24 protein-coding genes, 3 pseudogenes and 1 other annotated feature are annotated in these 20,096 nt (G+C 59.0%); of the genes and pseudogenes, 15 read left to right on the top strand and 12 right to left on the bottom strand.

Features of this window, described 5'->3' with window-relative positions; translation table 11 throughout:
• The first annotated feature begins 61 nt into the window (after positions 1 to 61).
• From IVB54_RS31890 to IVB54_RS31880, 3 genes are all read left to right on the top strand, one after another.
• The gene (locus IVB54_RS31890; protein ID WP_247776614.1) at positions 62 to 739 is read left to right on the top strand and encodes a DUF6035 family protein; all 678 of its coding nucleotides are present in this window, start codon (positions 62 to 64) and stop codon (positions 737 to 739) included.
• Positions 740 to 768: 29 nt separating this feature from the next.
• On the top strand, positions 769 to 1,314 hold the full coding sequence (locus IVB54_RS31885; protein ID WP_247337010.1) for a hypothetical protein: 546 nt from the start codon (positions 769 to 771) through the stop codon (positions 1,312 to 1,314).
• 127 nt (positions 1,315 to 1,441) lie between these two features.
• Complete coding sequence (locus IVB54_RS31880; RefSeq protein WP_247776613.1) at positions 1,442 to 2,923, top strand: RES domain-containing protein; 1,482 nt, start codon at positions 1,442 to 1,444, stop codon at positions 2,921 to 2,923.
• A gap of 2 nt (positions 2,924 to 2,925) precedes the next feature.
• On the opposite strand, the gene IVB54_RS31875 is transcribed toward IVB54_RS31880, so the two are convergent.
• Positions 2,926 to 3,294: a hypothetical protein gene (locus IVB54_RS31875; protein WP_247776612.1), complete on the bottom strand. Its 369-nt coding sequence runs from the start codon at positions 3,292 to 3,294 to the stop codon at positions 2,926 to 2,928.
• Positions 3,295 to 3,778: 484 nt separating this feature from the next.
• Here IVB54_RS31875 and IVB54_RS31870 point away from each other — a divergent pair, with 484 nt between their 5' ends.
• Positions 3,779 to 4,042, top strand: coding sequence for a hypothetical protein (locus tag IVB54_RS31870; protein ID WP_157642940.1), 264 nt, complete (start codon positions 3,779 to 3,781; stop codon positions 4,040 to 4,042).
• 177 nt (positions 4,043 to 4,219) lie between these two features.
• Here the strand turns inward: IVB54_RS31870 and IVB54_RS31865 are convergent, their stop codons facing one another.
• Positions 4,220 to 4,399: a hypothetical protein gene (locus IVB54_RS31865; protein WP_018455441.1), complete on the bottom strand. Its 180-nt coding sequence runs from the start codon at positions 4,397 to 4,399 to the stop codon at positions 4,220 to 4,222.
• 53 nt (positions 4,400 to 4,452) lie between these two features.
• Between IVB54_RS31865 and IVB54_RS31860 the strand changes: the two genes are divergently transcribed.
• A complete protein-coding gene (locus tag IVB54_RS31860) occupies positions 4,453 to 4,818 on the top strand; it encodes a DUF6074 family protein (protein ID WP_247776611.1) in 366 nt (121 codons plus the stop codon).
• 805 nt (positions 4,819 to 5,623) lie between these two features.
• Positions 5,624 to 6,061, top strand: coding sequence for a hypothetical protein (locus IVB54_RS31855; protein ID WP_247385644.1), 438 nt, complete (start codon positions 5,624 to 5,626; stop codon positions 6,059 to 6,061).
• Positions 6,062 to 6,665: 604 nt separating this feature from the next.
• Here IVB54_RS31855 and IVB54_RS31850 read toward each other — a convergent pair.
• A complete protein-coding gene (locus IVB54_RS31850; RefSeq protein ID WP_247369963.1) occupies positions 6,666 to 6,920 on the bottom strand; it encodes a hypothetical protein in 255 nt (84 codons plus the stop codon).
• A gap of 1,233 nt (positions 6,921 to 8,153) precedes the next feature.
• On the opposite strand from IVB54_RS31850, the gene IVB54_RS31845 reads away from it, so the two are divergent.
• Both IVB54_RS31845 and IVB54_RS31840 read left to right on the top strand, forming a co-directional pair.
• A complete protein-coding gene (locus IVB54_RS31845; RefSeq protein ID WP_247369965.1) occupies positions 8,154 to 8,375 on the top strand; it encodes a hypothetical protein in 222 nt (73 codons plus the stop codon).
• 19 nt (positions 8,376 to 8,394) lie between these two features.
• The gene (locus tag IVB54_RS31840; protein ID WP_247298775.1) at positions 8,395 to 8,817 is read left to right on the top strand and encodes a hypothetical protein; all 423 of its coding nucleotides are present in this window, start codon (positions 8,395 to 8,397) and stop codon (positions 8,815 to 8,817) included.
• 815 nt (positions 8,818 to 9,632) lie between these two features.
• Here IVB54_RS31840 and IVB54_RS31835 read toward each other — a convergent pair.
• From IVB54_RS31835 to IVB54_RS31820, 4 genes are all read right to left on the bottom strand, one after another.
• Positions 9,633 to 9,842, bottom strand: coding sequence for a hypothetical protein (locus IVB54_RS31835; RefSeq protein WP_247776610.1), 210 nt, complete (start codon positions 9,840 to 9,842; stop codon positions 9,633 to 9,635).
• 352 nt (positions 9,843 to 10,194) lie between these two features.
• Entirely contained in the window at positions 10,195 to 10,416 is a 222-nt protein-coding gene (locus IVB54_RS31830) for a hypothetical protein (RefSeq protein WP_247339997.1), read from the bottom strand.
• A 3-nt stretch (positions 10,417 to 10,419) separates the two neighbouring features.
• Positions 10,420 to 10,653, bottom strand: coding sequence for a hypothetical protein (locus IVB54_RS31825; protein ID WP_247531353.1), 234 nt, complete (start codon positions 10,651 to 10,653; stop codon positions 10,420 to 10,422).
• 26 nt (positions 10,654 to 10,679) lie between these two features.
• Positions 10,680 to 10,943 (bottom strand): hypothetical protein, encoded by a 264-nt coding sequence (locus tag IVB54_RS31820; RefSeq protein WP_247531351.1) that lies wholly within the window; start codon positions 10,941 to 10,943, stop codon positions 10,680 to 10,682.
• A gap of 910 nt (positions 10,944 to 11,853) precedes the next feature.
• On the opposite strand from IVB54_RS31820, the pseudogene IVB54_RS31815 reads away from it, so the two are divergent.
• Positions 11,854 to 12,054, top strand: a pseudogene (locus tag IVB54_RS31815) (DUF2285 domain-containing protein); the annotation flags it as partial.
• 219 nt (positions 12,055 to 12,273) lie between these two features.
• Here IVB54_RS31815 and IVB54_RS31810 read toward each other — a convergent pair.
• The 4 genes and pseudogenes from IVB54_RS31810 to IVB54_RS31795 form a co-directional block, all read right to left on the bottom strand.
• Positions 12,274 to 12,642: a hypothetical protein gene (locus IVB54_RS31810; protein ID WP_247296012.1), complete on the bottom strand. Its 369-nt coding sequence runs from the start codon at positions 12,640 to 12,642 to the stop codon at positions 12,274 to 12,276.
• A 147-nt stretch (positions 12,643 to 12,789) separates the two neighbouring features.
• Positions 12,790 to 13,550: pseudogene (locus IVB54_RS31805) on the bottom strand (IS5 family transposase).
• Between the two features lie 238 nt (positions 13,551 to 13,788).
• Positions 13,789 to 15,009 carry an IS701 family transposase gene (locus tag IVB54_RS31800; protein ID WP_247285483.1) on the bottom strand — a complete coding sequence of 407 codons (1,221 nt, stop codon included), beginning with the start codon at positions 15,007 to 15,009 and terminating at the stop codon, positions 13,789 to 13,791.
• A gap of 842 nt (positions 15,010 to 15,851) precedes the next feature.
• On the bottom strand, positions 15,852 to 16,070 hold the full coding sequence (locus tag IVB54_RS31795; protein ID WP_157642942.1) for a hypothetical protein: 219 nt from the start codon (positions 16,068 to 16,070) through the stop codon (positions 15,852 to 15,854).
• A gap of 106 nt (positions 16,071 to 16,176) precedes the next feature.
• Between IVB54_RS31795 and IVB54_RS31790 the strand changes: the two genes are divergently transcribed.
• From IVB54_RS31790 to IVB54_RS41380, 5 genes are all read left to right on the top strand, one after another.
• A complete protein-coding gene (locus IVB54_RS31790; protein WP_247532466.1) occupies positions 16,177 to 16,368 on the top strand; it encodes a hypothetical protein in 192 nt (63 codons plus the stop codon).
• Positions 16,369 to 16,398: 30 nt separating this feature from the next.
• A complete protein-coding gene (locus tag IVB54_RS31785; protein WP_247776609.1) occupies positions 16,399 to 16,890 on the top strand; it encodes an MFS transporter in 492 nt (163 codons plus the stop codon).
• A gap of 94 nt (positions 16,891 to 16,984) precedes the next feature.
• Positions 16,985 to 17,137, top strand: a complete 153-nt coding sequence (locus IVB54_RS31780) for a rubredoxin (protein ID WP_026232952.1) — start codon at positions 16,985 to 16,987, stop codon at positions 17,135 to 17,137.
• Between the two features lie 180 nt (positions 17,138 to 17,317).
• A complete protein-coding gene (locus tag IVB54_RS41385) occupies positions 17,318 to 17,578 on the top strand; it encodes an FMN-binding negative transcriptional regulator (RefSeq protein WP_346658855.1) in 261 nt (86 codons plus the stop codon).
• Positions 17,575 to 17,793, top strand: a complete 219-nt coding sequence (locus tag IVB54_RS41380; RefSeq protein ID WP_253075304.1) for an FMN-binding negative transcriptional regulator — start codon at positions 17,575 to 17,577, stop codon at positions 17,791 to 17,793. The genes IVB54_RS41385 and IVB54_RS41380 overlap by 4 nt, the downstream gene beginning before the upstream one ends.
• 132 nt (positions 17,794 to 17,925) lie before the next feature.
• Here the strand turns inward: IVB54_RS41380 and IVB54_RS31770 are convergent, their stop codons facing one another.
• Positions 17,926 to 18,753, bottom strand: coding sequence for a transglycosylase domain-containing protein (locus IVB54_RS31770; protein ID WP_247776608.1), 828 nt, complete (start codon positions 18,751 to 18,753; stop codon positions 17,926 to 17,928).
• A gap of 712 nt (positions 18,754 to 19,465) precedes the next feature.
• Between IVB54_RS31770 and IVB54_RS31765 the strand changes: the two are divergent.
• Positions 19,466 to 19,874: pseudogene (locus tag IVB54_RS31765) on the top strand (transposase); the annotation flags it as partial.
• Positions 19,747 to 19,862, top strand: a sequence feature (AL1L pseudoknot). It overlaps the preceding pseudogene by 116 nt.
• Positions 19,875 to 20,096 lie beyond the last annotated feature (222 nt).

Genomic DNA, 20,096 nt, shown 5'->3' with positions numbered 1-20,096 from the left:
TCCATAGCACGCGATCCCGCAAATGCTCAATGATCACGCCGGACGAAGGGAGATTCGGTAGATGGTCGAGGCGATTCTCCGAAGGACACTCAAAAGAGTGGTTGACCTTGCATCGATGCACAGCATCACGAGTGATGCGCTCATAGCGATGAGCAAGGATGATTATCAGGTTCTCCGTCGCGCGGCGACGCGCGCGCGGCTCGACAGGAAAGCGCGTTTCGTCTGCGCGAAATGCGGACATGCCGTCTATGCTCCGCGCGAAGGCCGGACCGGCCAGCCTTACTGGAAACACCACCCGGGTGCCCCACAGCTTTGTCCCTGGTGGACGGGGACGCCGGCCAGCGTCGATATCGTTAGCGCGCAGCAATTTGACGGAGCGCAGGAAAGCCCGCTGCATGCTAAAATCAAACATATCGTCGGTGAGTTATTGACCAACGATCCGCGCACGACCGCAGGAAGCGTCGTTGTCGATGAGTATCTCATCCTGGAGAATGGACGGCGGCGGCCGGACGTACGCGCGATCTATGATCGCTTGCCACTCGTCGTGGAGGTTCAACTTGCAACCACGCAAATCCCCATCATCGTGCAACGCGAAGATTTCTATGAGAGCGCGTCCATTCGCCTGATTTGGCTCACCTGGAATCTTGAGCCACCCACGAGCGGCCGATTACTCAGTTCGTTTGAGGACATTTCTACTCCCACGACAAGAACCTGTTCTCAATTGACGATGAAACGATAGCCCTCTCCAGACAGCGGCGAGAAGTAATCTTGCGCGCGTTCTGGCTGGATGTAGACGCATGGCGCTCAAAATTGGTCACGATTTCCGACCTCAATTGGATCGAGGGAGGGCGCGCAAACGCGGTCCCGTCGAGGCCGCCTTGGCATCATGACTTTCTGTCGCGCTGGCGCGGCGCGCTCGCCGAAAGAGGTACGAAATGGAAAGAGCGTGAGATCCTGTTTGGCGAACTCGTCGCCAAAGTGGCGATTCCGGGGAGCGACGTCAACGAGCTGCACGCGCTCGATGTGGATGCATTGATCAACTGCTTACTTTCCCTGGTCGACGGTCGGCCAGTCGGATCGCGGCAGCAGAATCTTGTCGAGGTGCTGAACTCCTTCCTCAATGTCGAGCGGCGACAGCGCTATGTGCGCCTCATTCGGACCTTCGCCCGACTGACCAACAGGGACGCTCTCTTTGAAATCGAGAGTGTTCGCAACAAGATCGTCAAAGCTCGCACAGTGGTGCAAGACGATCGCCAAAGCGTGTCGGGAAAGATCGCGCTGGCCTTGTTCCCGGAGATATTCTCTTCAGCTTGACGCAATGCCAGCAGCGTATCTCACCGCTTGACGTATTCTGTAGCGCAATCAAGTGAGTCGAGGATTACGGACGGGGCCAGATTGCCTGTGGGGGCAGCGGCTTGGTAGGAGACGATGGAGCAACAAGGTGGAAAATATCGTGCATTCCGTAGATAGTGACGACCTCGAAGCGAAGCGCATATGCTACGCCTGCATTGGCGAGCAGTATCTAAGCGATGAAGTTCGCGCAAAGGGCAAACGCGCCAAGTGCAGCTATTGCGACAAGGCGCGTCGTACCTTCAGCCTAGACAAGATGGCCGCACGTCTGGCGACCGCGTTCGAGCAGCACTACTATCGAACGTCAGATCAACCAAACGACTACGAATATATGCTCCAGCGCGACAAGGAGCTGAGCTACGAATGGAATCGACATGGCGATGATGTCGTGTACGCCATTCAAAACGCCGCCGAAATCCCTGAAGACGCGGCCCAGGACGTCCAGTCAATCCTGGAGGAGGAACATAGCGATTTCGACAGCGCGGCCATGGGTGAAGAGACGGAGTTCGCGCGCGACAGTTACTATCAAGAGAAAAAGGTCAGCGATGATGCTTTGCGCGAGGAATGGTATCGGTTCGAGAATTCACTCAAGACCGAGGCGCGTTTCTTCAGTCGCACCGCAGCTACGCATCTGGCTGCCATCTTCGACGGGGTGGATGCTTTGCGGACGCGGCAGGGGCAGCCTCTGGTCGTAGATGCGGGGCCCGGAACGCCCTTCCATACACTCTCTCGTGCCCGGGTCTTCCAGTCCGAGGACAAACTCGAGGTGGCGATGTGTCGGCCCGACCTCCAGCTCGGGTCGCCGCCAGCGCTGGTGGCTGCGGCAGGTCGCATGAATGCGCGGGGCATTTCTGTGTTCTACGGCGCCAACGATCCCAAGGCCGCCATCGCCGAGGTGCGGCCTCCGGTTGGAAGCAAGGTTGCCGTGGCGCAATTCGAGATCATCCGAAAACTCCGGCTGCTCGATCTGACGGCGCTCAAGAATGTCCAGATGCGCGGAAGCATCTTTGACGTCGATTTTGCGCGCCGGCTGGAACGAGCGCAATTTCTGAAATCTCTGAGCAACCGTATCACCCAACCGGTCATGCCCGACGACGAGCCTTTCGAGTATCTGGCAACGCAAGCCATCGCCGATTTTCTCGCAACGGAATCCTCGGTGCCCATTGATGGCATTATCTTCCCGTCGGTTCAGGTCGCGGGAGACGTGCTCAACGTCGTCCTATTCCACAAGGCTGCGCGCGTCGAGGCGATGGAAATTCCGAGCGGGACCGAGATCAGAGCCAGGACGGGGCAAAGTACCGCGGAGGGGTGGGAAGTCGATTACTCGGTATTCGAGGAGGTGCCGCCGCGGGCAAAGGTTGATGCAGAAAAGGAAAAATCGCCAGGATGGCCCGACTTCGATGCCATGCCGGCGTTGACGGGAGAACGGGTCGATTCCGATCTGCGGGAGCCAAGCCTTCGCCTCAAGCCGGACAGCGTCAGCGTACACCATGTGGAGGGCGTCGTCTTCAAGACAGACGAGTATCAGGTGCGTCGTTCCCGTTGGGAGAAGGACGATCGATCGCCGTTCTAAATTTACACCCGGTCACGAGAAGGTGTGTGATGGCGGCGGCGACTAATGGCGCTGACGCATGAGGCGCTTTCGCCGGCCACAAGCAGTGGCACGAAAATTCCTACGACGACCGCGAACGTATCGATGAGAACAGCGGCCCGAATTGGGATGCGCCAGCGCTTGCCTGCAAGGGAATAGCTTTCATTCTTCCTTTGGCGACCACGGATCAGGCAGGCTGACATGTCGGCGAACCGCTTTCCGTCCCGAAACATCCACTTGTCGTCTTCCGCCTCAAATCGGTTGATCTCTCGTAGCTCGTCCGGAAGAGGGTGGTCCGTCCAAGGATGAACTGCGAGTACCCGCTGCCATTTCTCCTCTCTCAGCTTCGACAATACTGTCTCAGGTAACAATAGAACTGCGCTCACATGCGTGTTCCGCGGACCGTTAGGCCCATGCCAAAATCCATTCTTTGCGCGAGTGATATGAGCCGAGCCACCGTTGAACTGCACGATCTCGTCGCCAAGACGGCGTCTCCGTAACGCATCCGAGTAATCAGCTCGGCGCAGTCATCCGCCGGCATTCGACGCCGCGGTGAAACGAAAGCACCGTCACTTGCATTCGCCTTCGTCTCTCTACGCTCGAAATCGACCGGTAAAGCGCCCGGAATGACCGCCGCAAATCACATCGCTGCGCGATTTCGCACCCGCCCATTCGATGTAGTCGTTTCATCAATAATCCGTCGGACCGGAATAAACCTCGCATCAACGACATAACTTCGGTGCTTTAGTATTGGATTTTGGGCACGTTGACGAACGCTCTGAGTGTCGCGAATGATTGCGGTCATGGACGAAACTGAAGCCTAGGAGAACTCTCCCAATGCGCCGCGAATTGCCGCCCCAGTTGTCGACCTCCCATCGTTCTCGCCCCGGCGACATGACGCTCCCGGACGTCGTCAAACTTTACAACCTGTCCCTGAACGTGCCCGTCGACCGCTTTTGCGAAGTCGCTGGAATTGGGACAACCAGATTTTATGAGCTAATGAAGGACGGCGTGATCCGCGTTCGAAAGAACGGACGCCACACGACTGCTCCTGTGGAAGATTTGTTCCAGCTTCTGCGCGGCGATCAAGCCGCCGCCTAACCTTCCACTTCGGCGCGCGCGGTTCCGTCCCGCGTCAGCGCCGGCGCCGACCCGGCGGACGTACCCGGGCGGCGCTAGCGGCGGCGCGCTGCGGTCTCTGAACCTTTCCCCAGCGCGCCGCCCTTCATCCAGCAGATCGGGAGTTGACCGATGAAGCGCCGACGCAAGGCAGTTCCTTCAGCGCACATTTACGCGTTCCCGTCGGCCCGCCACCGTCGGATCGTCGCTTTCATAGCCGCCGAAATGCGCAAGCGACCGTCGGCTGACGACGCTGAGAAATTTCTGATCGAGCACCTTGACATCGAGTGGGGCCGGCTCGCTGGGCTGGGCATCACCGATGCCGAAATCGAACAGCATTGCCACGCTTTCGCGAAGGCCGCTTGGCAGATCGTCTTCGCAGATCGTCGGACTTGGAGGGCAGCATGACTGAACGGGCCGTGTCGCGCGCCGTGCGCAACGCCCGGCGCGAAGTGGCGCCGGCTCAGGAAGGCGATCCCCGGCTTCATGTCCGCATCGCCGAGCCGAAGGCGAAGGTCTTACTTTTGCCCGGCCGCTTCCGGGACGCCGCTTACATCAAGCGCCACGTCGAATTCGTTCTGACGCGACCTGCCGAGCAAGGCGAGCAGCATGTTCGGCAAAATCTAAACGCGATCCGTCGGACACTGGATGAAATAGGCGTTGATCATTTCACCATCGACGCGGAAGTCCGGCGCATCGAAGCAAAGGTCCGCGCCGAACTGTGGCGGCAGGTTCTGACGCCGGGCGGTGGCCAATGAGCACCGCTGCCGCACGCCGGCTTACCGGGCCGCGGTGGCGCGCCTAGAGCAGGCCCGGGCGCCGGCCGCTGAACAGTGGCCCGAACCGCCGCCTTCGGTCGTGATCACGTCCGCGGCCGACGGGCGGGCCTTCTAAGGTTGCTTTGAACAAGCCGAAGGGTTCGAAGGGCAGCCGCTCTATCGCACGATCGTCGATGCCAACGGGACGGTCCACCCCGACGCGGCCTGGCTCAACCTGCTCAAGCCCGATCGTCTCCGCATCGCACTCGCCGTGGTCCGGGGGGATACCGAACGTTGGGGAGGCAAGCGGGCTAGGCAACGACTGGAAGGGGACCTGACAGCGCGAATTGTTGCAGCGGAACGATACGGAGCCCAGTGCGCCAGAGCTATCGAAGTCTCCGGTGTCGAAGCCGCGAAGGACGCAGCACACATAGAAGCAAAGAAAATCCATTATTTGCTGTATAGAATTCGCCAGCACGCGCCGCTTACCGTCTCAGGAATGTTGATCTTGGCGCGCGGCATGATGCTGTTCGAGAAAGTGCAGAAGAGCAACTATTGCGGCCGCGGACAGGGGCGAGGTCTGCTTCTGGGCCGCGAGTTAGCAAGTGCGGTCCTTCGCGTCGCCGGAATTGCGGCATAACATCGTCGAATGGGGCGGCGGCTTCCGCCGCCGTCCTCCGGGCCATCTTTACGAAAAAGGTCAACCATGGGCGAGCGAAGGCGAAGACGAATGATGATGGCATACCATGAAGCGGCCCACGCAGTACTGGCTCGCCGTCAAGGCCTAGCATGCGCGGAAATACGTATGTCAGGATCGGTCGGAGCCTTAACCGCTTCGGCGTCTTATGAGAGTGGAGAAGCAGTAGAAGCGAAGATTGCGGGGTACGAGATCGATGGCGCTGTAGCATTAGCAGGACCAGTCGCGAACGTTCGTTTCTCAGGGCGTCCCAGCTCGTTTTCTGACGGCGCCGAAAGCGACTTGCAGATTGCACAAGCGGCGGCCGGTTCTATTGCTCTACTGAAATCTGGCCAGTCGTTGCCCGGCGCTGGGAACGAGGAGCTTGAACTTCCCCCGGACGTCCTTCGGCAGGCGAACGACATACTGGCCGTCATCTTGCAGAATTGTGAAGCGTTGGTCGACGAGCACTGGGCCGAGATTGACCGTGTAGCGAAAGTCCTAATGCACCGCGATCTGATTACGGCCAGTGAACTTGACCAGCTTATAGCCGAAACACCAAGCTGAATTGCATGTACCAAGCTGACCGCTCTGAACGCATCAAGGCTTTGGTGAAGGTCGCTCTAGCGATCCTTCCGGAACGCTGCCGGTTTCTTATCCAAGCGCTCGACGGCCGGACCCGCGTTTACGACTTCCGATACAACCATATGGCGCTGTCCTTGCGTCGGCAGATCGACAATCCAGCGCACACCAGAAAACTCGAAATTAGGTTCCAGGGCGAGCGGATGTTGTTTGCGGAGTGGACCGACGATGGCTTTACCAAACGGTCATATAGGTCGGGTGTTGGGAAGCGCGGCTACGTCGGTACGAACGAGTACCCGCGCTGGCCGGGCGGGTCAAAGCAGCGACATGAAGCGCGACCTACCATACTGGCCGGCGGCGCTGCGGCTGGGTCAAGCCGCGAGGTATTGCGGGCTGTCGGCCCACATGTTGAAGGCCGTCTGTCCGATCAAGCCGATCGAGTTCACGCAATCAAGCCGCGGCAATCGGTATCTGCGAGCTCGGGCAAAACCATGCCTGACCGAGGTCGCGTTCACTTCGATCTAGGTAATCGTCAGGCGACGTTCTATCCCGAAGTGGCGTCTGATATCGTTGTCGTGGTTCGCTTGCTCTACTTGGTGGAGGTCATCAGCGCGAAGCCGACGACGGCCAAGATCGCGACCGGGGCAACCACGACGATCAGTTTCAGGAAGAACGTCCCGGCTATGTCGATCGCCGGGGAGAACTGTTTACCGGCGGTCGGGGAAATCCAGCCGATGACGATGCGGATCGCTAGAAGGAGGATCGCGCCGGCGAGAGCCAGGATCAAAATGATTGCCAATAGCAGCCCCCCCTGCAACACTCCGGAGGCGGCCGGGTTTGGCACCGACGGACACTACACTCGTGATTGCCGCGAGGAATTCCCCCGCGGTGGTTCCTAGCGGCGCGCCGCGGTGGCGCTTTTCCGCGTCCCTGATCTGGCGCGCCTCATGGAATTCTTGGCGGGAGATACCGACGTCGGCCGCTGTCGGCTTGCTAGCGTTCCGGGTGGTAACTCTAGGCAGATTATCTCCAAGACGCGCAACCTCACCCCGCGCTTGCGCTGCATCGTATTCGTCGGCAAGCCGACGCTTTGCCCGCGCCTCGATATTAGGCGCATCGCCTTGCGCGCGGTAGGCGGCGCAGATCAGTTCGTCGTGGGCCTTCTTCGCCTTCGCAAGCCGCGCTTGAAGCTTCGCTGCAGTATAGGCAAACGACAGCACGGTCGCAGGCGTCGAGTTCATCGACCGAGAATGCCTCAACCTGCGCAGCTGACATGGTCGGCGCCTTCCGTTGCTTGCCGTGGCGGCCGGTTCGTTTTGCAACTGGTAACTGCTTTCCAGTTGATCGACGGGCTTTCGCTACGATTGGGTGACTGACGCCGATTTCCGCCGCGATAGCGCGGTCAAACTTCTCCGGGTTAGCAGCGATCGCTTCCGCCGTGCGCTGCGCGGCAGGGAGGTACGGCGCGCGGCGCAGAACTCCGTTGAGCCGCCCTCACAGGCCATGATCGCCGCCCGCAAAGTTTGATGGAGCGACGGCTCTCAAAGAATGGAGATGGCTGTTGGCTGCACTGCAACGCGTGATGGCGCGCGCGACTAGGATGCAAAAGGACAGGTCCGCGCTCCTATCGCTTGCCAAGGGGGTCTGATATTTTGTCGCGTGCCGATCTTTTTGATCCATATTTTTCGAAGACGCTGCAAATTCGATCGTGCCCCGGTGGGAAGTGTTATTCATGCAAAGTGATTTAAGCTGCGCCGAGCGTCACGCGGCGAGTACCGCTGAGGTCGAAGAGTTCGCAGCCGAGCCCCTCGCGACCGGCAGACCCGTAGCTGCAAACGATAACATTGAGGACGGGCCGTGGCTGCTCGTTCCATTTCCTGAGGATTGGTGCGCGACGTGTTGAAACATAGTCCAAGAACCTAGCCCCTTGGCGCGGGTAGCGTCGCGACGGTAGAATGTTCGTAGACGACCGCTGACTAACAAGAAGGCACAATGAAATTTGCCGAGAGCAGGAACACTATTGATCGCAGCGAGGTTTGTTCTTCATCAGAGGCTAGGCGTTGCGGAGTTCTCTTCCATGGCTACCCAGATTGTAATGGACAGCACAGGCGACAGCAGACATTTTTTTGAGGAAGACGACCCCAAGGGGCTCGCCGAGGCCGAGCGGCGCTTCAAGATGTTTACCGGCCGGGGATTTACCGCTGCCACTCGGACCCCGGCCGGCGATCTCAAGCTGATACGGACATTTGATGCAACAGCGGAGGAAACGCTGTTCTATCCGCACTTAGTCGGCGGTTAGAACCGTCGTAGCACCGAAGATGTTTTTGTTCGGACGCAACGTCGCGCAGGGCGCGCGTTTGCGCGCCCTGCGTGCGCTCTATCGGAGCTTCAACGAGCAAAATGGCCCGGAAGCGCGTGCACGCCGTCTTTTGCGGGAATGGTTATCTCCAGAACAGCGCGCGCAATTTGATGTCAATGGCTTTTTTGAAGTCACTGGTTCTCTTACCGGCCGTCGATACCGAATTCATCAGGGCACCATGAGCAATGTTTTGGAGCTGGATGAAAAATTGGAGCCTAAGGTGGGATGGTGCTTCCTCCCCGAACGGGCGTTGGCAGTTGGCGATGTGATGCTCGCCCAGAAGATCGCACTCGAAACCGACGAAGCCGCGGTTCTCGCGATCGCCAAGTCGTTTTCTCCGAGACTGCCGTTTGTACCCCGAGCGGTGCGGCGCGCTCCCTAGATCTGATCAAGGGCGGGGCCGTCGCTTGTGGCGGCGACCCCTAGCCGCGAAGCCGCCGGTACGCGAGACGAGGACGACTTCGCGACTGCATCCAGCATCGGCGCCGCCGGAGGCAGGCGCAAGGAGGTCTGTGCGTTAGTGTTACTTGGGCTGCTTGACGGCGCCTGATGGCCTCACAGATGGGGACCGCGATGCGATCGCTTCAACGTTTTGTAGCGTTCGTGCGAACTCAGACCGCAGATGTTGGGCGTGCGCGACGTCCCTCGGCTCTGACAGAAACGCGATCTTCACGAGGAAGCGGTTCAACAGCGACGCTATTCCAAGGTTTTCGGAATGTTGCGAACGCAGAACGGTGAGTTGCCGACGCATCTCGACGAGATCAAGCGGTTCGTGGTCCGGCTGCTTTTCCAAACGAAACCGCCTGCAATCAAACGAAGCGCCGCGTCGAATATGTTGGCGCGACGACTTCGCCTTGGGTGGAGCCGGACGGGCAATGTCCGGCGCTCAGAAGGTAACGCTTCGCAGCGATGCTGCAATCGAGTTGCAGAATTAAGCTTGATGCAGCGAGATCAGGTTAATTCTGGAACAGCCGTGCTGCCGATCTATAGCTCCCGTTCCGTCGCCGGGTGGCTGCGGTTCTTCACCTTGATCCAGTGCTTCTGCCGGCCGCCACGGTGAGGCCGATCGCGATGCTTGGATACCAGCCCCTCAACACCCATGCGATAGCGGCCCGGAATAGCTCAGGGCTGATCTCGCCGCGATCGGGAATGCAGCGTCTCAATCACGGGAGCCGTATTTCGTAAGCCGAGCTGGCCTTACTCCCAGCCGCGCCGGCCTATTGGTCCTTCTGCCGAATGCTCGTGGTGGAGGCGGGCCATCTCGCGATTGGGCCGCTTCATGAAGGCGCGCTCGACGCAAACGCCGGCTGTGATTGAAGCGGTCAGTGCAAGGGCGCAGGCGAGGTAGCTATTCATGAAATCCCACAAAATGTTGCTGCCCGCGACTACAAGAAAAGTGAGTGCCATGACAGTATCGCGAAATGCCCGAACCATGTTGCCCCCAACTGATTGGCGAGGCTTCACTTAGCATTGCAACCATGACGATCAGCGGCGTCGATGGGGTATCCGACGCCGTCTTTCTGCACGGAGTGCGCGCTCGCTGAACCAACCGGCCAGCAGGATCGCAAAGGCGGCAATCTCGCCGGCGGCCGCCCATCGGATCAGCGAAGCCCGGTCGTCTGCTGGCATCGCCGCGAGTGCATCAAGTTCGGCGCCCTTGTCCAGCGATGTACCGGCGAGGCGGTGTAGATCGGGGCTTAGCGCGTTGGCCAGGTCGGCGCAAGCGGCAGCCTGATAGGCATCGCCGACGGCGAACCGCCTACTGTTGTGGATCGCCGATGTCGAACGCGCCTAAACGGTAATCTTCGCCCACCGATTGCTCAGTCGTTGGCCCCACAATCAAAGTGAACGTCGCGTCGGGATAGCGCGTCCACACTTCGATGTCGTCTGACGTAACGGTTAGATAGCCGAAGAAGCATTTGTAACGGCCGGGCTCTGTCATGCGGCCGATCTTCTCCCAATTGATCTTGTTAACGCGCACGCCCTAGCTCCACTCGTTTTCGGGGAGCGAGCCGGGCGGCGGCTTGAGTTCTTCTAGGCCGGCTTCGATAGTTGTTATTTCGTCTTGGACGGCCTGAACAGCGTTCGCGAGATCGATGCCGGAGACAGCGTGTAGTTCGCCCAGCATCTTGCGCCGATGCGCGAGCAGGTCCGTCAAGGCTCGTCGGTCCCGCACCTTCACGTAGCCGCCGACGATCATTTCCATGGCTGTTGACACTGCGTTGCCTCCACTGCGCCTTTGAGTTATCGTGGCCGGCTAAGCTCCAACAGACCGGCTTCGGTCATACGATATTCGACGCCTTTGCCCGTTGAGCGTCGCTCCATCCATCCGTTTCGTAAAAGAGCGAGCGTCGTTCCGGGGCTGTCGGGAAGCTTTAACGAAGACAACCAATCGCGGTCACGAAGACGATCGAGAAATTGCCGGTGATAGTGCTTAAAAAGCGACCTGCGCTTTTCTTGCTGACGGCTGTCTCGCAGTATCGTTTCAGGCGGGAGTTCGGTTTCCATGCGGTTTGTTGCCATCGCATGGTTTACGATCACTTAACGATCGGGAACAGCCGGCAATCTTTTCTAAATGGTTCATGGTTGTTGTTTTGCGGCATGGGAGGACGCATCTGCTTGGTTCGTGCCCACCGTTAGGCGAAGCTATGCTCGCCTGGTCCATCGAGGTTGAATTGCATCCGCTTGCGCCGATAGCATCAAGTCGACCGATGACCAGCCCGACTGCCAGAAGGGCACTCTTTGACCTTGCTCAAGGCGGTTTGAGACAAGGGCGCTTAGAACCCAACACGCAGCCGAACGGCGCCGCCATGACGTTGCTGAGGTTGTGGGCCCGGGTTCCTAGGAATACCGGGCCCGCCTTGTTTTACCGGCTCAGGTGGCGGCCGCGATCCGCCGAGAGATGCTCCACATTGGCATTGAACTTCCGTTACGGCGCGCAGGCGCCGCGGTCCCAGCTGGGCGCGTGTTTGGCGTCGGCGCCGGCACATCCCAAGCCTGCATGTTGGGTTGGCCGGATCAATAACCAGTGTGCAACATGACCGGGCTGTCGAGTGCCGGCAGTCCTACGGCCCCGCGCTGCGGTAGGTGCGGACCCCGAAACGCGGGGGCGATTTGGCTATCCTGTCCAACTTCCCTAGCGGCTTGGAAGCGGCCGCGGGCTGCATGGAATGTCGCAGCGGCGCTGCCTCGGTACTCGCCCGGCGCGCTTCACAAGAACGCCGGATGACCAGCCCTACCGCGGGCCGAATTGGGAACGCCGGCGCGCATACCGATCACGTCAACCCGGATCGCGCGGGGAATAAATCAGCCACCTTTCGCAGCGGCCTTAGTCCCGTGCCGGCGCCCACCCGGGCGACACAAAGACCGAGAATGGTCCCGGCGCTGCAACCAATGATCGGAAGGAAGCACATGTTTCTATGATGAACAGCACCGCATCACCTATCTCCGCATGCTTGATGCCGATGCGGAAGGCGCTGACTGGCGCGAGGTATCGCGGATCATCTTGCGCATTGACCCGGAACGTGAGCCAGCGCGCGCTCGGCCCGCGTTCGAAAGCCATCTTGAGCGCGCGAAATGGGTCGCTGACAGTGGGTACCGTCGGTTGCTGCGGCAAGGATGGCCTTCGGCTGCTGAAAGGGCTAGGTCACGACAATGGCCGGCGGGCATCGCTGCCGCCGGCCATCGCTTTGCGCTACCTGTGGCTGGGGGGCTGATCGGCAGCGCTGATGGTAAGCCTGCCGAACCCCGATTAACAACCCGTTAACCAATTCGGGCAGGCTCTGCCTATTTCGCGGGCAACAACGCGGCGGTGTGCTGGGACCTGCGTTGAACCAGTTCAATGCTTTCGCAGCGGTATTGCCACATCCACGACCACGCCTCCGCCGTCTCTGGTGAACGCCTGACACCCGACTGCTGCGTTAGGAAGAGCAACGCTAGCTTGTTCGCCGTCGTCCTTGAGTGCGGTTCTCTGGCATCGATGAGCCGCCGCCTGCAGTTTTTTCGGATCGACACCCGTGACCGCGCTTCCTGCCGTCGCGGCGAGGGCAAACCAATCATTTGACGGGAAGCCGCTCGCGTTCACAAACTTTGGATCGCAGATTAAGACCCTGTCCGGCTTCTTGAAAAAGACACTGCCGCCGGAGGCCGAGAAGTGATCGAAATGCGTGTTTCCCGCTCGATGATCCGAGCCGTTATCTCCCTGCATTCCGGCGTCTCGGCGGACCGCTCGCCGGCAATCGCGGCTGTGAGCCGGCATTCCGAGAAAATCATAGCCGTGAAGAGCACCGCATTTATGCCAACGAGAAGCCCGAGGCCCATGCCAAACAGACGGTGCACTTCTAGCGGTTCAGACTCAATTGATCCAATAAGCGACGAGAGCGGCGAGGTGGACGGCGGCCAAGAAGTTTCTGGCAAGTTTGTCGTAGCGAGTAGCAACACGCCTGAAATCCTTGAGCCGGCAGAAACAGCGCTCGATAACATTGCGCCCTTTATAGAGGCGCTTGCTGAAGCTGTGGAGGGTTACCCGGTTGGATTTGTTTGGAATGACGGGTTTCGCGCCGCGATTGACGATTTCGGCGCGAAAGCCGTCGCCATCGTAGCCTTTGTCCCCAATGAGGGAAGACATGGGCGGCGCGAGCTTCAAAAGGGCCGGCCCTGCGGCAATGTCTGCGGCTTGTCCCGGAGTGAGATGAAATGCGCAAGGTTTGCAATCAGGGTCGCTCAGCGCGTGGATTTTCGTGGTCCGCCCACCGCGCGAGCGGCCGATCGCCTGTTCACACTCCCCCCTTTTCCGCCGCTCGCCGAGCGATGCGCTTTGATCGAGGTGGAGTCGATCGACAAAGCCACTCGGTCCTTGCCGCAGCGGGCGAGCGCTTCAAAGATCGCCTGCCAATGTCCGCGCTTAGCCCAGCGATTGAACCGATTGTAGATCGTCGTGTAAGGGCCATAGTCGGACGGGCAATCGCGCCAGCGTGCGCCGCACTGGAGCATGTGAATGATACCGCTGATAATGCGTCGATCGTCTTCGCGCGCCGGGCCGGTCTGGTTCGTTGGCAGATGCGGCTCTATCTGAGCCCACTGCTTGTCGTTGAGCCAGAACAGTCCTTTGCGCATCGAAGTCCCCCGTGCCGAATCAACTTGGCACCAGGGAATCAGAACTCGCTAATTAGGTACAGACCCTAACATTACAGTTGCTTTTTTGATTTGAAGTGGGCGCGTTGAGCGGCAGCCTGGTGAGCTCTGCGCCAGAAGGACCATGCGATGATGTGTGCGGGTTGAATCCGCTTCCGCGCAAGTCTGATAGCAATGCGGCGGATTTCCTGGATTGACCAACGGATCAGTGGTGGGGTGGTTATGTTTTGGCTTTTGCCGGGGGGCGCCGTTTCGTTTTTTTGGGCGGTGGCGGATTAGCGCGATGTCGGATCGCGGCCATCATGGCGAAGGCGAGCATCACCAAGGACACATGACGGTGCCAGCCATGCCAGGATCTGCTCTCGTTGTGATCGAGCCCGAACTCGTTTTTCGCCGTTTCAAAGCTGTCCTCGATCGCCCATCGATGGCCTTCGACCGCGACCAGCGTTTCAATGGCTGTTCCCGCTGGGCACCAGGTGGTGAAGAAGGCGAGGTCATCATCGGCAATGCGACGACGGATCAGTAGACCGCGTGTCCACAAACCGTCATTTGCACTGTTGGACTGCTCGGCCTCGAGATCCGCCAATTCGAGATAACACCAATCGTGCAGCCGCGGTCCTTTGGTTCCGGCTCCCGCCGACAGGCGCTTCCAGTCGGATGAGCGCCGCGTCCGGGCGAGGTCTGCAGCCGTACCGGCGACCGGCGGTCGCTTGCCCCAGGATCGAAACACATGAGCGCTGCTGACCCCAAGCACGTAGCCTTTGCCTGCCCGACGTAGTTGCTGTTCGATGTTGCCAACACCGTAGACGGTATCACCGGCAACCCACTTGAATGGTACAGACCCGGCTATCGCGCGTGCGATCATTCTCGTCGCAAGCTTTGGTTTGGTCGCAAAGCCGACATCGGCAGGCACATATGTGGCTTCCAGACGATCTGGATCGTCGGTCCATTCCTTCGGAAGATACAACGCGCGATCGATGAACGCATGGCCATGACGCGAAACGTAGGCAGCGAAGACGCCGATCTGGCAGTTCGTGATCTTTCCTGCCGAACCAGTGTATTGCCGCGCCACTCCGCATGACGCTTTGCCCTGTTTGAGAAAACCGGTCTCGTCGATCACGAGCACCGCATCGTCATCCGCCAAATGCTCGATGACATAGTCGTGCACGATATCGCGCAGGGCATCAGCGTCCCAGTCTCCACGACCCAGAATCGCCTGCTGCCGCCATGGGCCGGGATCGCCAGCCGCCTCCGCGCGCATCCAACCGGTCTTGCGCTGCTCATCTCCGAGCAGACCTTCCAGGAACAGACCTGCATTCGTCGCAACACGCTCTTGCGTGAACAACGGACGTATCCGTTGCTTGATCTCTCGAAGCGACGCCGCCCACAACGCAAGCGTCGCCTCAACCGACGCGGCCCGCGCCCACGACATTCGAATCATGGTTGCCCATGGATTCAGAAGCCCGCAACAAAAGCAACTGTAATGCTAATCTCTTGGGCTCACTAACTTTGTATCCGAAGCCGCGCCGACTATTCGCATCTTCTCTATCGGCGCCTCCGTTGTATCGGCAATCTCATACGTTTTATTGCTGCCGGAATATAGAAATACGACGGCTCCCGTCACGTCGGGCAGGTGCAAGAAGTAAGCGGCTTTTTCGACCGCGCTACGTCGAAGGAAGCGCTCGGAAGGGACTTCCCTGAGGAGGAAACCTTCAACTCAACGATTACCTTCTCCGTAGAGCTCACTCCCGTTGATCGCTCGACGACGATATCAGCCTCTCTATCAGAGAACAGTTGGCTCTGTTTGACCCTAACACCTGGCACGCCGCGCAGCGCACTGACGAGATAGCCCGCAATAGTGCCCACCGTACGAAGATAATGCGGTCTCAATTGATCGCGAGAAACCAAAGGGTCATCTGTATGTCCTTGAGCAAATCTGAGAAGGGCGCTCGTAACTAAGTCAAGCAGCGGTGTGCCTGCCGGGTCGTCGGGGTGGCGGCAGGCGCTCGTGGGTCCGCCGCAGTGTCAAAAGGAAGTTTCCGTCGATCTGATCGCAAAGAACGATGGCGAAGACCGTGACAGATACGATTGCCATCAGGCCTTCGTCCTCGTCGAAATCGAGAGCGTAGTCGTGCGTGGAATGGGTTGCGCCATTCGGTCCGGTAACGCGCAAATTGATCCAACACTTTCTTTCGAAGTAGATCAGCCTGACCGAGGAACTCCTCGATTTTGTGGGGCGCGATACGCGACGGGTCCTTGCCAGCGAGCACTCGGTAAGCTTCCTTAACCCTCAAAAGCTTGATTGCAGCGAAAGACAACATCGGTGAATAGTGTTTGGTCTGGCTCGGATTGTCCTCGCTTGTAGTGCTTGATGGCGGCATCAATATGCGCCATCACCGCCTTTAGGCCGATTTTATAGGGGCCTGCAGGCAGATCTTTGATTTTCTGATCGAGAATTTCTGAAGGTCCATCGAGGCACTTCCTCTTACCAAGCGATGGCATCTTCGTTGCAATTCTGGTCGTGCCGGCGTGTCGGCTAACGCTCGGGGAGGAAGGTTTCCATGCTTGGGGGTGGCGTATCCCGTTCTTGCTGTCCGCACTTCTCGTCGTGTTTTCGATCAATCTTCGTCTCAAGCTGAGCGAGTCGCCGGTTTTCGAGCAGATGCGCCAGGCCGGCAAGGTCTCGCGCGCGCCGGTTCGCGAAAGTTTCGGCACGAGACAAGGATTTGGTTATGCGCTGTATGCTCTCTTCGGCGCGACGGCGGGTCTGGGATGCGTGTGGTACACCGGGCAATTCTAAGCGCTGTATTTCCTGCAGAGCGTTCTCAAGGTGGATTTCCTGACGGCGAATGTCTGCGTCGCCATTGCCCTAGCCATCGGTACGCCCCTGGTGGTCGTGAGCGGGGCCTTGTCAGACGGCATCGGACGTCGTCCGCTGATCGTCACCGGACTTCTGCTCGCCGCCGCGCTCTGCATTCACATCTACATGGGCGTTGCAAGCGCCACGGCTGCGCACAACTACGTGGCTGTCACCGCGCTATTCCTGGCGCAACTCGTCTTGGTAGTGCTGGTGTATGGGCCGAATGCCGCGTTTCTCGTCGAGCTCTTTCCGGCGCGGCTGCGATATACCTCGCTGTCGCTTCCGTATCCCATCGGCACTGGCATACTCGGCGGCTTCGTTCCGCTGATCAGCCTCTCGCTCGTCAGCTACACCGGCAACCGGCAACATCTACCCCGGCCTGATCTATCCCATCGCGATCGCACCAGCAAAAATGCAGTTACAAGTTGGATAGGCCAGACTCGCCCTAAGTCGACCTCATGAACCCTGCCCGACGAATATGGAAGCTGTCACGAGCAACGAAAGTGCTCACGTGAACACCGAGATCGCGTCCGACGCGCCTCTCTACAAGACCTCGATGTGTGCGTTGTGCGGGCTCATTTACAACGAGCGAGACGGATGGCCTGAAGAGGGCATTCCGCCCGGCGCCCGCTGGGAGGACGTGCCCGCAGATTGGATCTGCCCCGACCGGCGTGCTGGCAAAAGTGAATTCGAGATGACCGAGGTCTGAACCAAACCGTTGATGCTGCGCGACCTAAGGGTGCACAGCGTCCTGCAATAGTCAAGGAGTTGTCATGTACGTCCCTCCGCACTTCGTTGAGGCTCGCGCCGAGGTACTTCACCATCTCATTGAAAAAAATCCGCTCGGCATCCTCTTTACCAACGGGAAGAGTGGGTTGACGCGAATCATATTCCCTTCGAGCTGCATGCGCGCGAAGGTCAGCAGGGCGTGCTTCATTCGCATGTCGCTCGTACGAGCCCTATTTGTCAGGATCTCGCCACCGGCGATGAGGTTCTGATCGATTTCCGCGCCGCGGATGCCTACATCGCGCCAAGCTGGTATCCGAGCAAGGTCGAGTCCAAGAAGCAGGTCCCGTCCTGGAACTACATGGTTGCGCATGTGTACGGACGTGTCACGATCCGCGATGATGAGCGTATGTCCGCGGCATAGTCGCGCGCCTGACGCGCATTCATGAGGCGAAACAGGCCGATCCTTGGAAGATGACCGACAGCCCCAAGGACTACATCGGCGAGATGCTCAAGATGATCGTCGGCGTCGAGATCGAGGTCACACGCCTCATAGGCAAGTCGAAGCTCAGCCAGAACAAAGAGGTCCGAGATATTGTCGGCGCCGGCTATGCCCTAAAGGCACAGGGAACAATGTGATGGGCGAGGCAATGCTGGCCGCAGCCGTCAACACGGAGCAGGCTTCATAGCCAGTCAATCAGCTGTGCTACCCTCCACTCGTTGGCAGCAGTGGCAATCATCTTCCGCGAGATCACGCTCGCCTCGATCGCTTCAATTCGGAGATGCGTCCTGATCCATGAAGATCAGGCGTGCCGGATGTTGCTTTGCCGCGAACAGCTGATCATTGGTGATGAGCCCGGTCTCGAGGAGGGTGTCCAGAACCAGGTTTGCACGCTCACGCGCATTCGGAAGAGCAACATGCGAAGATAGATCTAGTGGCGCATTTATCAGGCCGGCAAGCAAGGCTGCTTCGCCAAGCTCGATATCCTGAACCTGCTTCTGGAAATAACTCTGCGCAGCTTTACTGACGCCGAAGATGCCGCCTCCGATCTGCACACGGTTTAGGTAGATCTTCAGGATTTCATCCTTGCTGAGCCGCCATTCGAGCCAAATTGCGACAAGCGCCTCCTGAATCCTGACCTCCAAATTTGGTTGATCTGAGGGGAATAGAATTCTCGCAACCTGCTGGGTAATGGACGATCGCACGGCCTGTGTGCCCGGGGCGGCATGAAATGAGAGCGCGATCGCGGTAAGGTCAAAGCCGAAATGGCTATAGAAGCGGCGATCCCCGGTTGCCAATGTCGCCTTGACTAGGACGTCCGGAAGCTCCTTCACTGAAATCGAGCTGTAGGTCGCGCAAGCGCTGGTCAGACCCGTGCGACATTCCGGCAGACAGAGTGTGGGATCGTCGCCCTGGCTCCAATCCTGATCACCTGTTTTCTGAAAAACGGGGTTTGCCACGATCATTAACACTATGAGGCTGATGAGCCCGAATGTTAAGGCCTCCGAAAGCGGATCGATGATCGTACAGCGCAAGGATCGGGGAACAAGCCTTGCACCGCGCATAATCGACGAGCCACGCGTGGCTCCAGCCATCATACGATCTGGGATTGGGGTTCTTCTTCGCGGTATCATCTGACTCACTTGCGTTTCAAATTGTTCTGAACTTAGCGCGTCGAAACGCGTGCTGCCTGCGGCACGCCGCTCCGTTCGGACGTCCCCGCCAGACAAAGCATCTGTCGTAGTTCTGGAGCCGCGACACGCCGCAGCACAACGTAAGAACTCGGGCATCAGCTGCACCTTGCCGAGGGTGCCGGCAGCGAATTCTGCAGGTGAGAGGTGAGCCCGTGTGAATTTGTTTAGCCCTCGCGGGCTGTTGTCGAGCGCTTCTGGTCCGCAAGATCTGCTTCTGGTTGCCAGCACGCGGGTTGCTCGAGCGAGTTGCGCGACGGCGGATGACTGCTGCAACTCTCTGCGGAGTGGGCCGTAGCCATATGCAGCCGCGCGCGCTCTCGTCGGATGCGAAAGCGCCGAGTACGGACGCCGTAGCCAGCCCCACCGGCGGCGACAATCGAAAGGACAATAAGAGCTGCCACCATCATCTCAAGCACGCCTCGCAGATCCTCAATGTCCCGCGCCTGCACCTTGAGGCCGGAATGTGTCTCGGGTTCGGAGAATCGAACCGGTAGTTAGTACAACTTGACGCTAGGTACGATTCAAGTGGTGTTAAGGTCCAGCTCTCGATTCAGTCAGGTATCGGTTTGAACCGCCCGGGTTTGTCGGACGCTCCAACTCCTGAGAGGATGGAGCCATGACGAGCAAGACGACGGACAAATTGTCACCCGAGGTCCGAACCCGAGCGGTTCGGATGGTTCTGGATCTCTCCGGCGAGCATCCTTCGCGCCGGGCGGCGGTGAGATCGGTTGCGGCAAAGATCGGCGGCACACCGCAAACGCTTCGTGACTGGGTCAAGAAGACGAGATCGACCGCGGGCAGCGGACCGGCGTTCCGACTGAGATGGCCGAGAAGCTGAAGGCCCCGACGGGAGAACCGCGAGCTCCGGCAGGCTAACGAAATCCTACGGAACGCAAGCGCCTATTTTGCGATGGCGGAGCTCGACCGCGGGTCCAAGCCATGATCGCCTCTTGATGATCCATCGTGGGCGCATGGGGGTGAGCCGATCTGCAAGGTCCTGCCGATGCGCCCCCTCGACCTACCACGCCGATGCGGCCAAGCGGCGCGATCCAGCCAAGCGGCTGAAAAAACAACGCCAACGCGCGAGTTCATAACAAGTGCAATTGTCAACCCACATCAAGATCGTCCCGATTTAACCGATTTGGCGAGGAGCCCACATGCAGCGTCTTTTGTCCGACAAGAAAGTCGCCTGGTGCCGAGTCATTCGATCAGTCCTGGTTAATCCGCCTGCAGCCCGCACCCCGCGC

The organism is Bradyrhizobium sp. CW1 (genome assembly GCF_023100665.1).
GTDB classification, from domain to species: domain Bacteria; phylum Pseudomonadota; class Alphaproteobacteria; order Rhizobiales; family Xanthobacteraceae; genus Bradyrhizobium; species Bradyrhizobium canariense_D.
Note: the sequence above shows the minus strand (reverse complement) of the source record. Positions and strands in the feature narration are given on the sequence as shown.

Coding starts and splice junctions, on each gene's coding strand:
- IVB54_RS31840 (WP_247298775.1), top strand. CDS start 8,395: ATGTTTTTGTTCGGACGCAACGTCGCGCAGGGCGCGCGTTTGCGCGCC.
- IVB54_RS31845 (WP_247369965.1), top strand. CDS start 8,154: ATGGCTACCCAGATTGTAATGGACAGCACAGGCGACAGCAGACATTTT.
- IVB54_RS31855 (WP_247385644.1), top strand. CDS start 5,624: ATGTCAGGATCGGTCGGAGCCTTAACCGCTTCGGCGTCTTATGAGAGT.
- IVB54_RS31835 (WP_247776610.1), bottom strand. CDS start 9,842: ATGGCACTCACTTTTCTTGTAGTCGCGGGCAGCAACATTTTGTGGGAT.
- IVB54_RS31870 (WP_157642940.1), top strand. CDS start 3,779: ATGCGCCGCGAATTGCCGCCCCAGTTGTCGACCTCCCATCGTTCTCGC.
- IVB54_RS31780 (WP_026232952.1), top strand. CDS start 16,985: ATGTGTGCGTTGTGCGGGCTCATTTACAACGAGCGAGACGGATGGCCT.
- IVB54_RS31800 (WP_247285483.1), bottom strand. CDS start 15,009: ATGATTCGAATGTCGTGGGCGCGGGCCGCGTCGGTTGAGGCGACGCTT.
- IVB54_RS31795 (WP_157642942.1), bottom strand. CDS start 16,070: ATGCCATCGCTTGGTAAGAGGAAGTGCCTCGATGGACCTTCAGAAATT.
- IVB54_RS31820 (WP_247531351.1), bottom strand. CDS start 10,943: ATGGAAACCGAACTCCCGCCTGAAACGATACTGCGAGACAGCCGTCAG.
- IVB54_RS31810 (WP_247296012.1), bottom strand. CDS start 12,642: ATGCAGGGAGATAACGGCTCGGATCATCGAGCGGGAAACACGCATTTC.
- IVB54_RS31890 (WP_247776614.1), top strand. CDS start 62: ATGGTCGAGGCGATTCTCCGAAGGACACTCAAAAGAGTGGTTGACCTT.
- IVB54_RS31770 (WP_247776608.1), bottom strand. CDS start 18,753: ATGATGGCTGGAGCCACGCGTGGCTCGTCGATTATGCGCGGTGCAAGG.
- IVB54_RS31865 (WP_018455441.1), bottom strand. CDS start 4,399: ATGCTGTTCGATTTCGGCATCGGTGATGCCCAGCCCAGCGAGCCGGCC.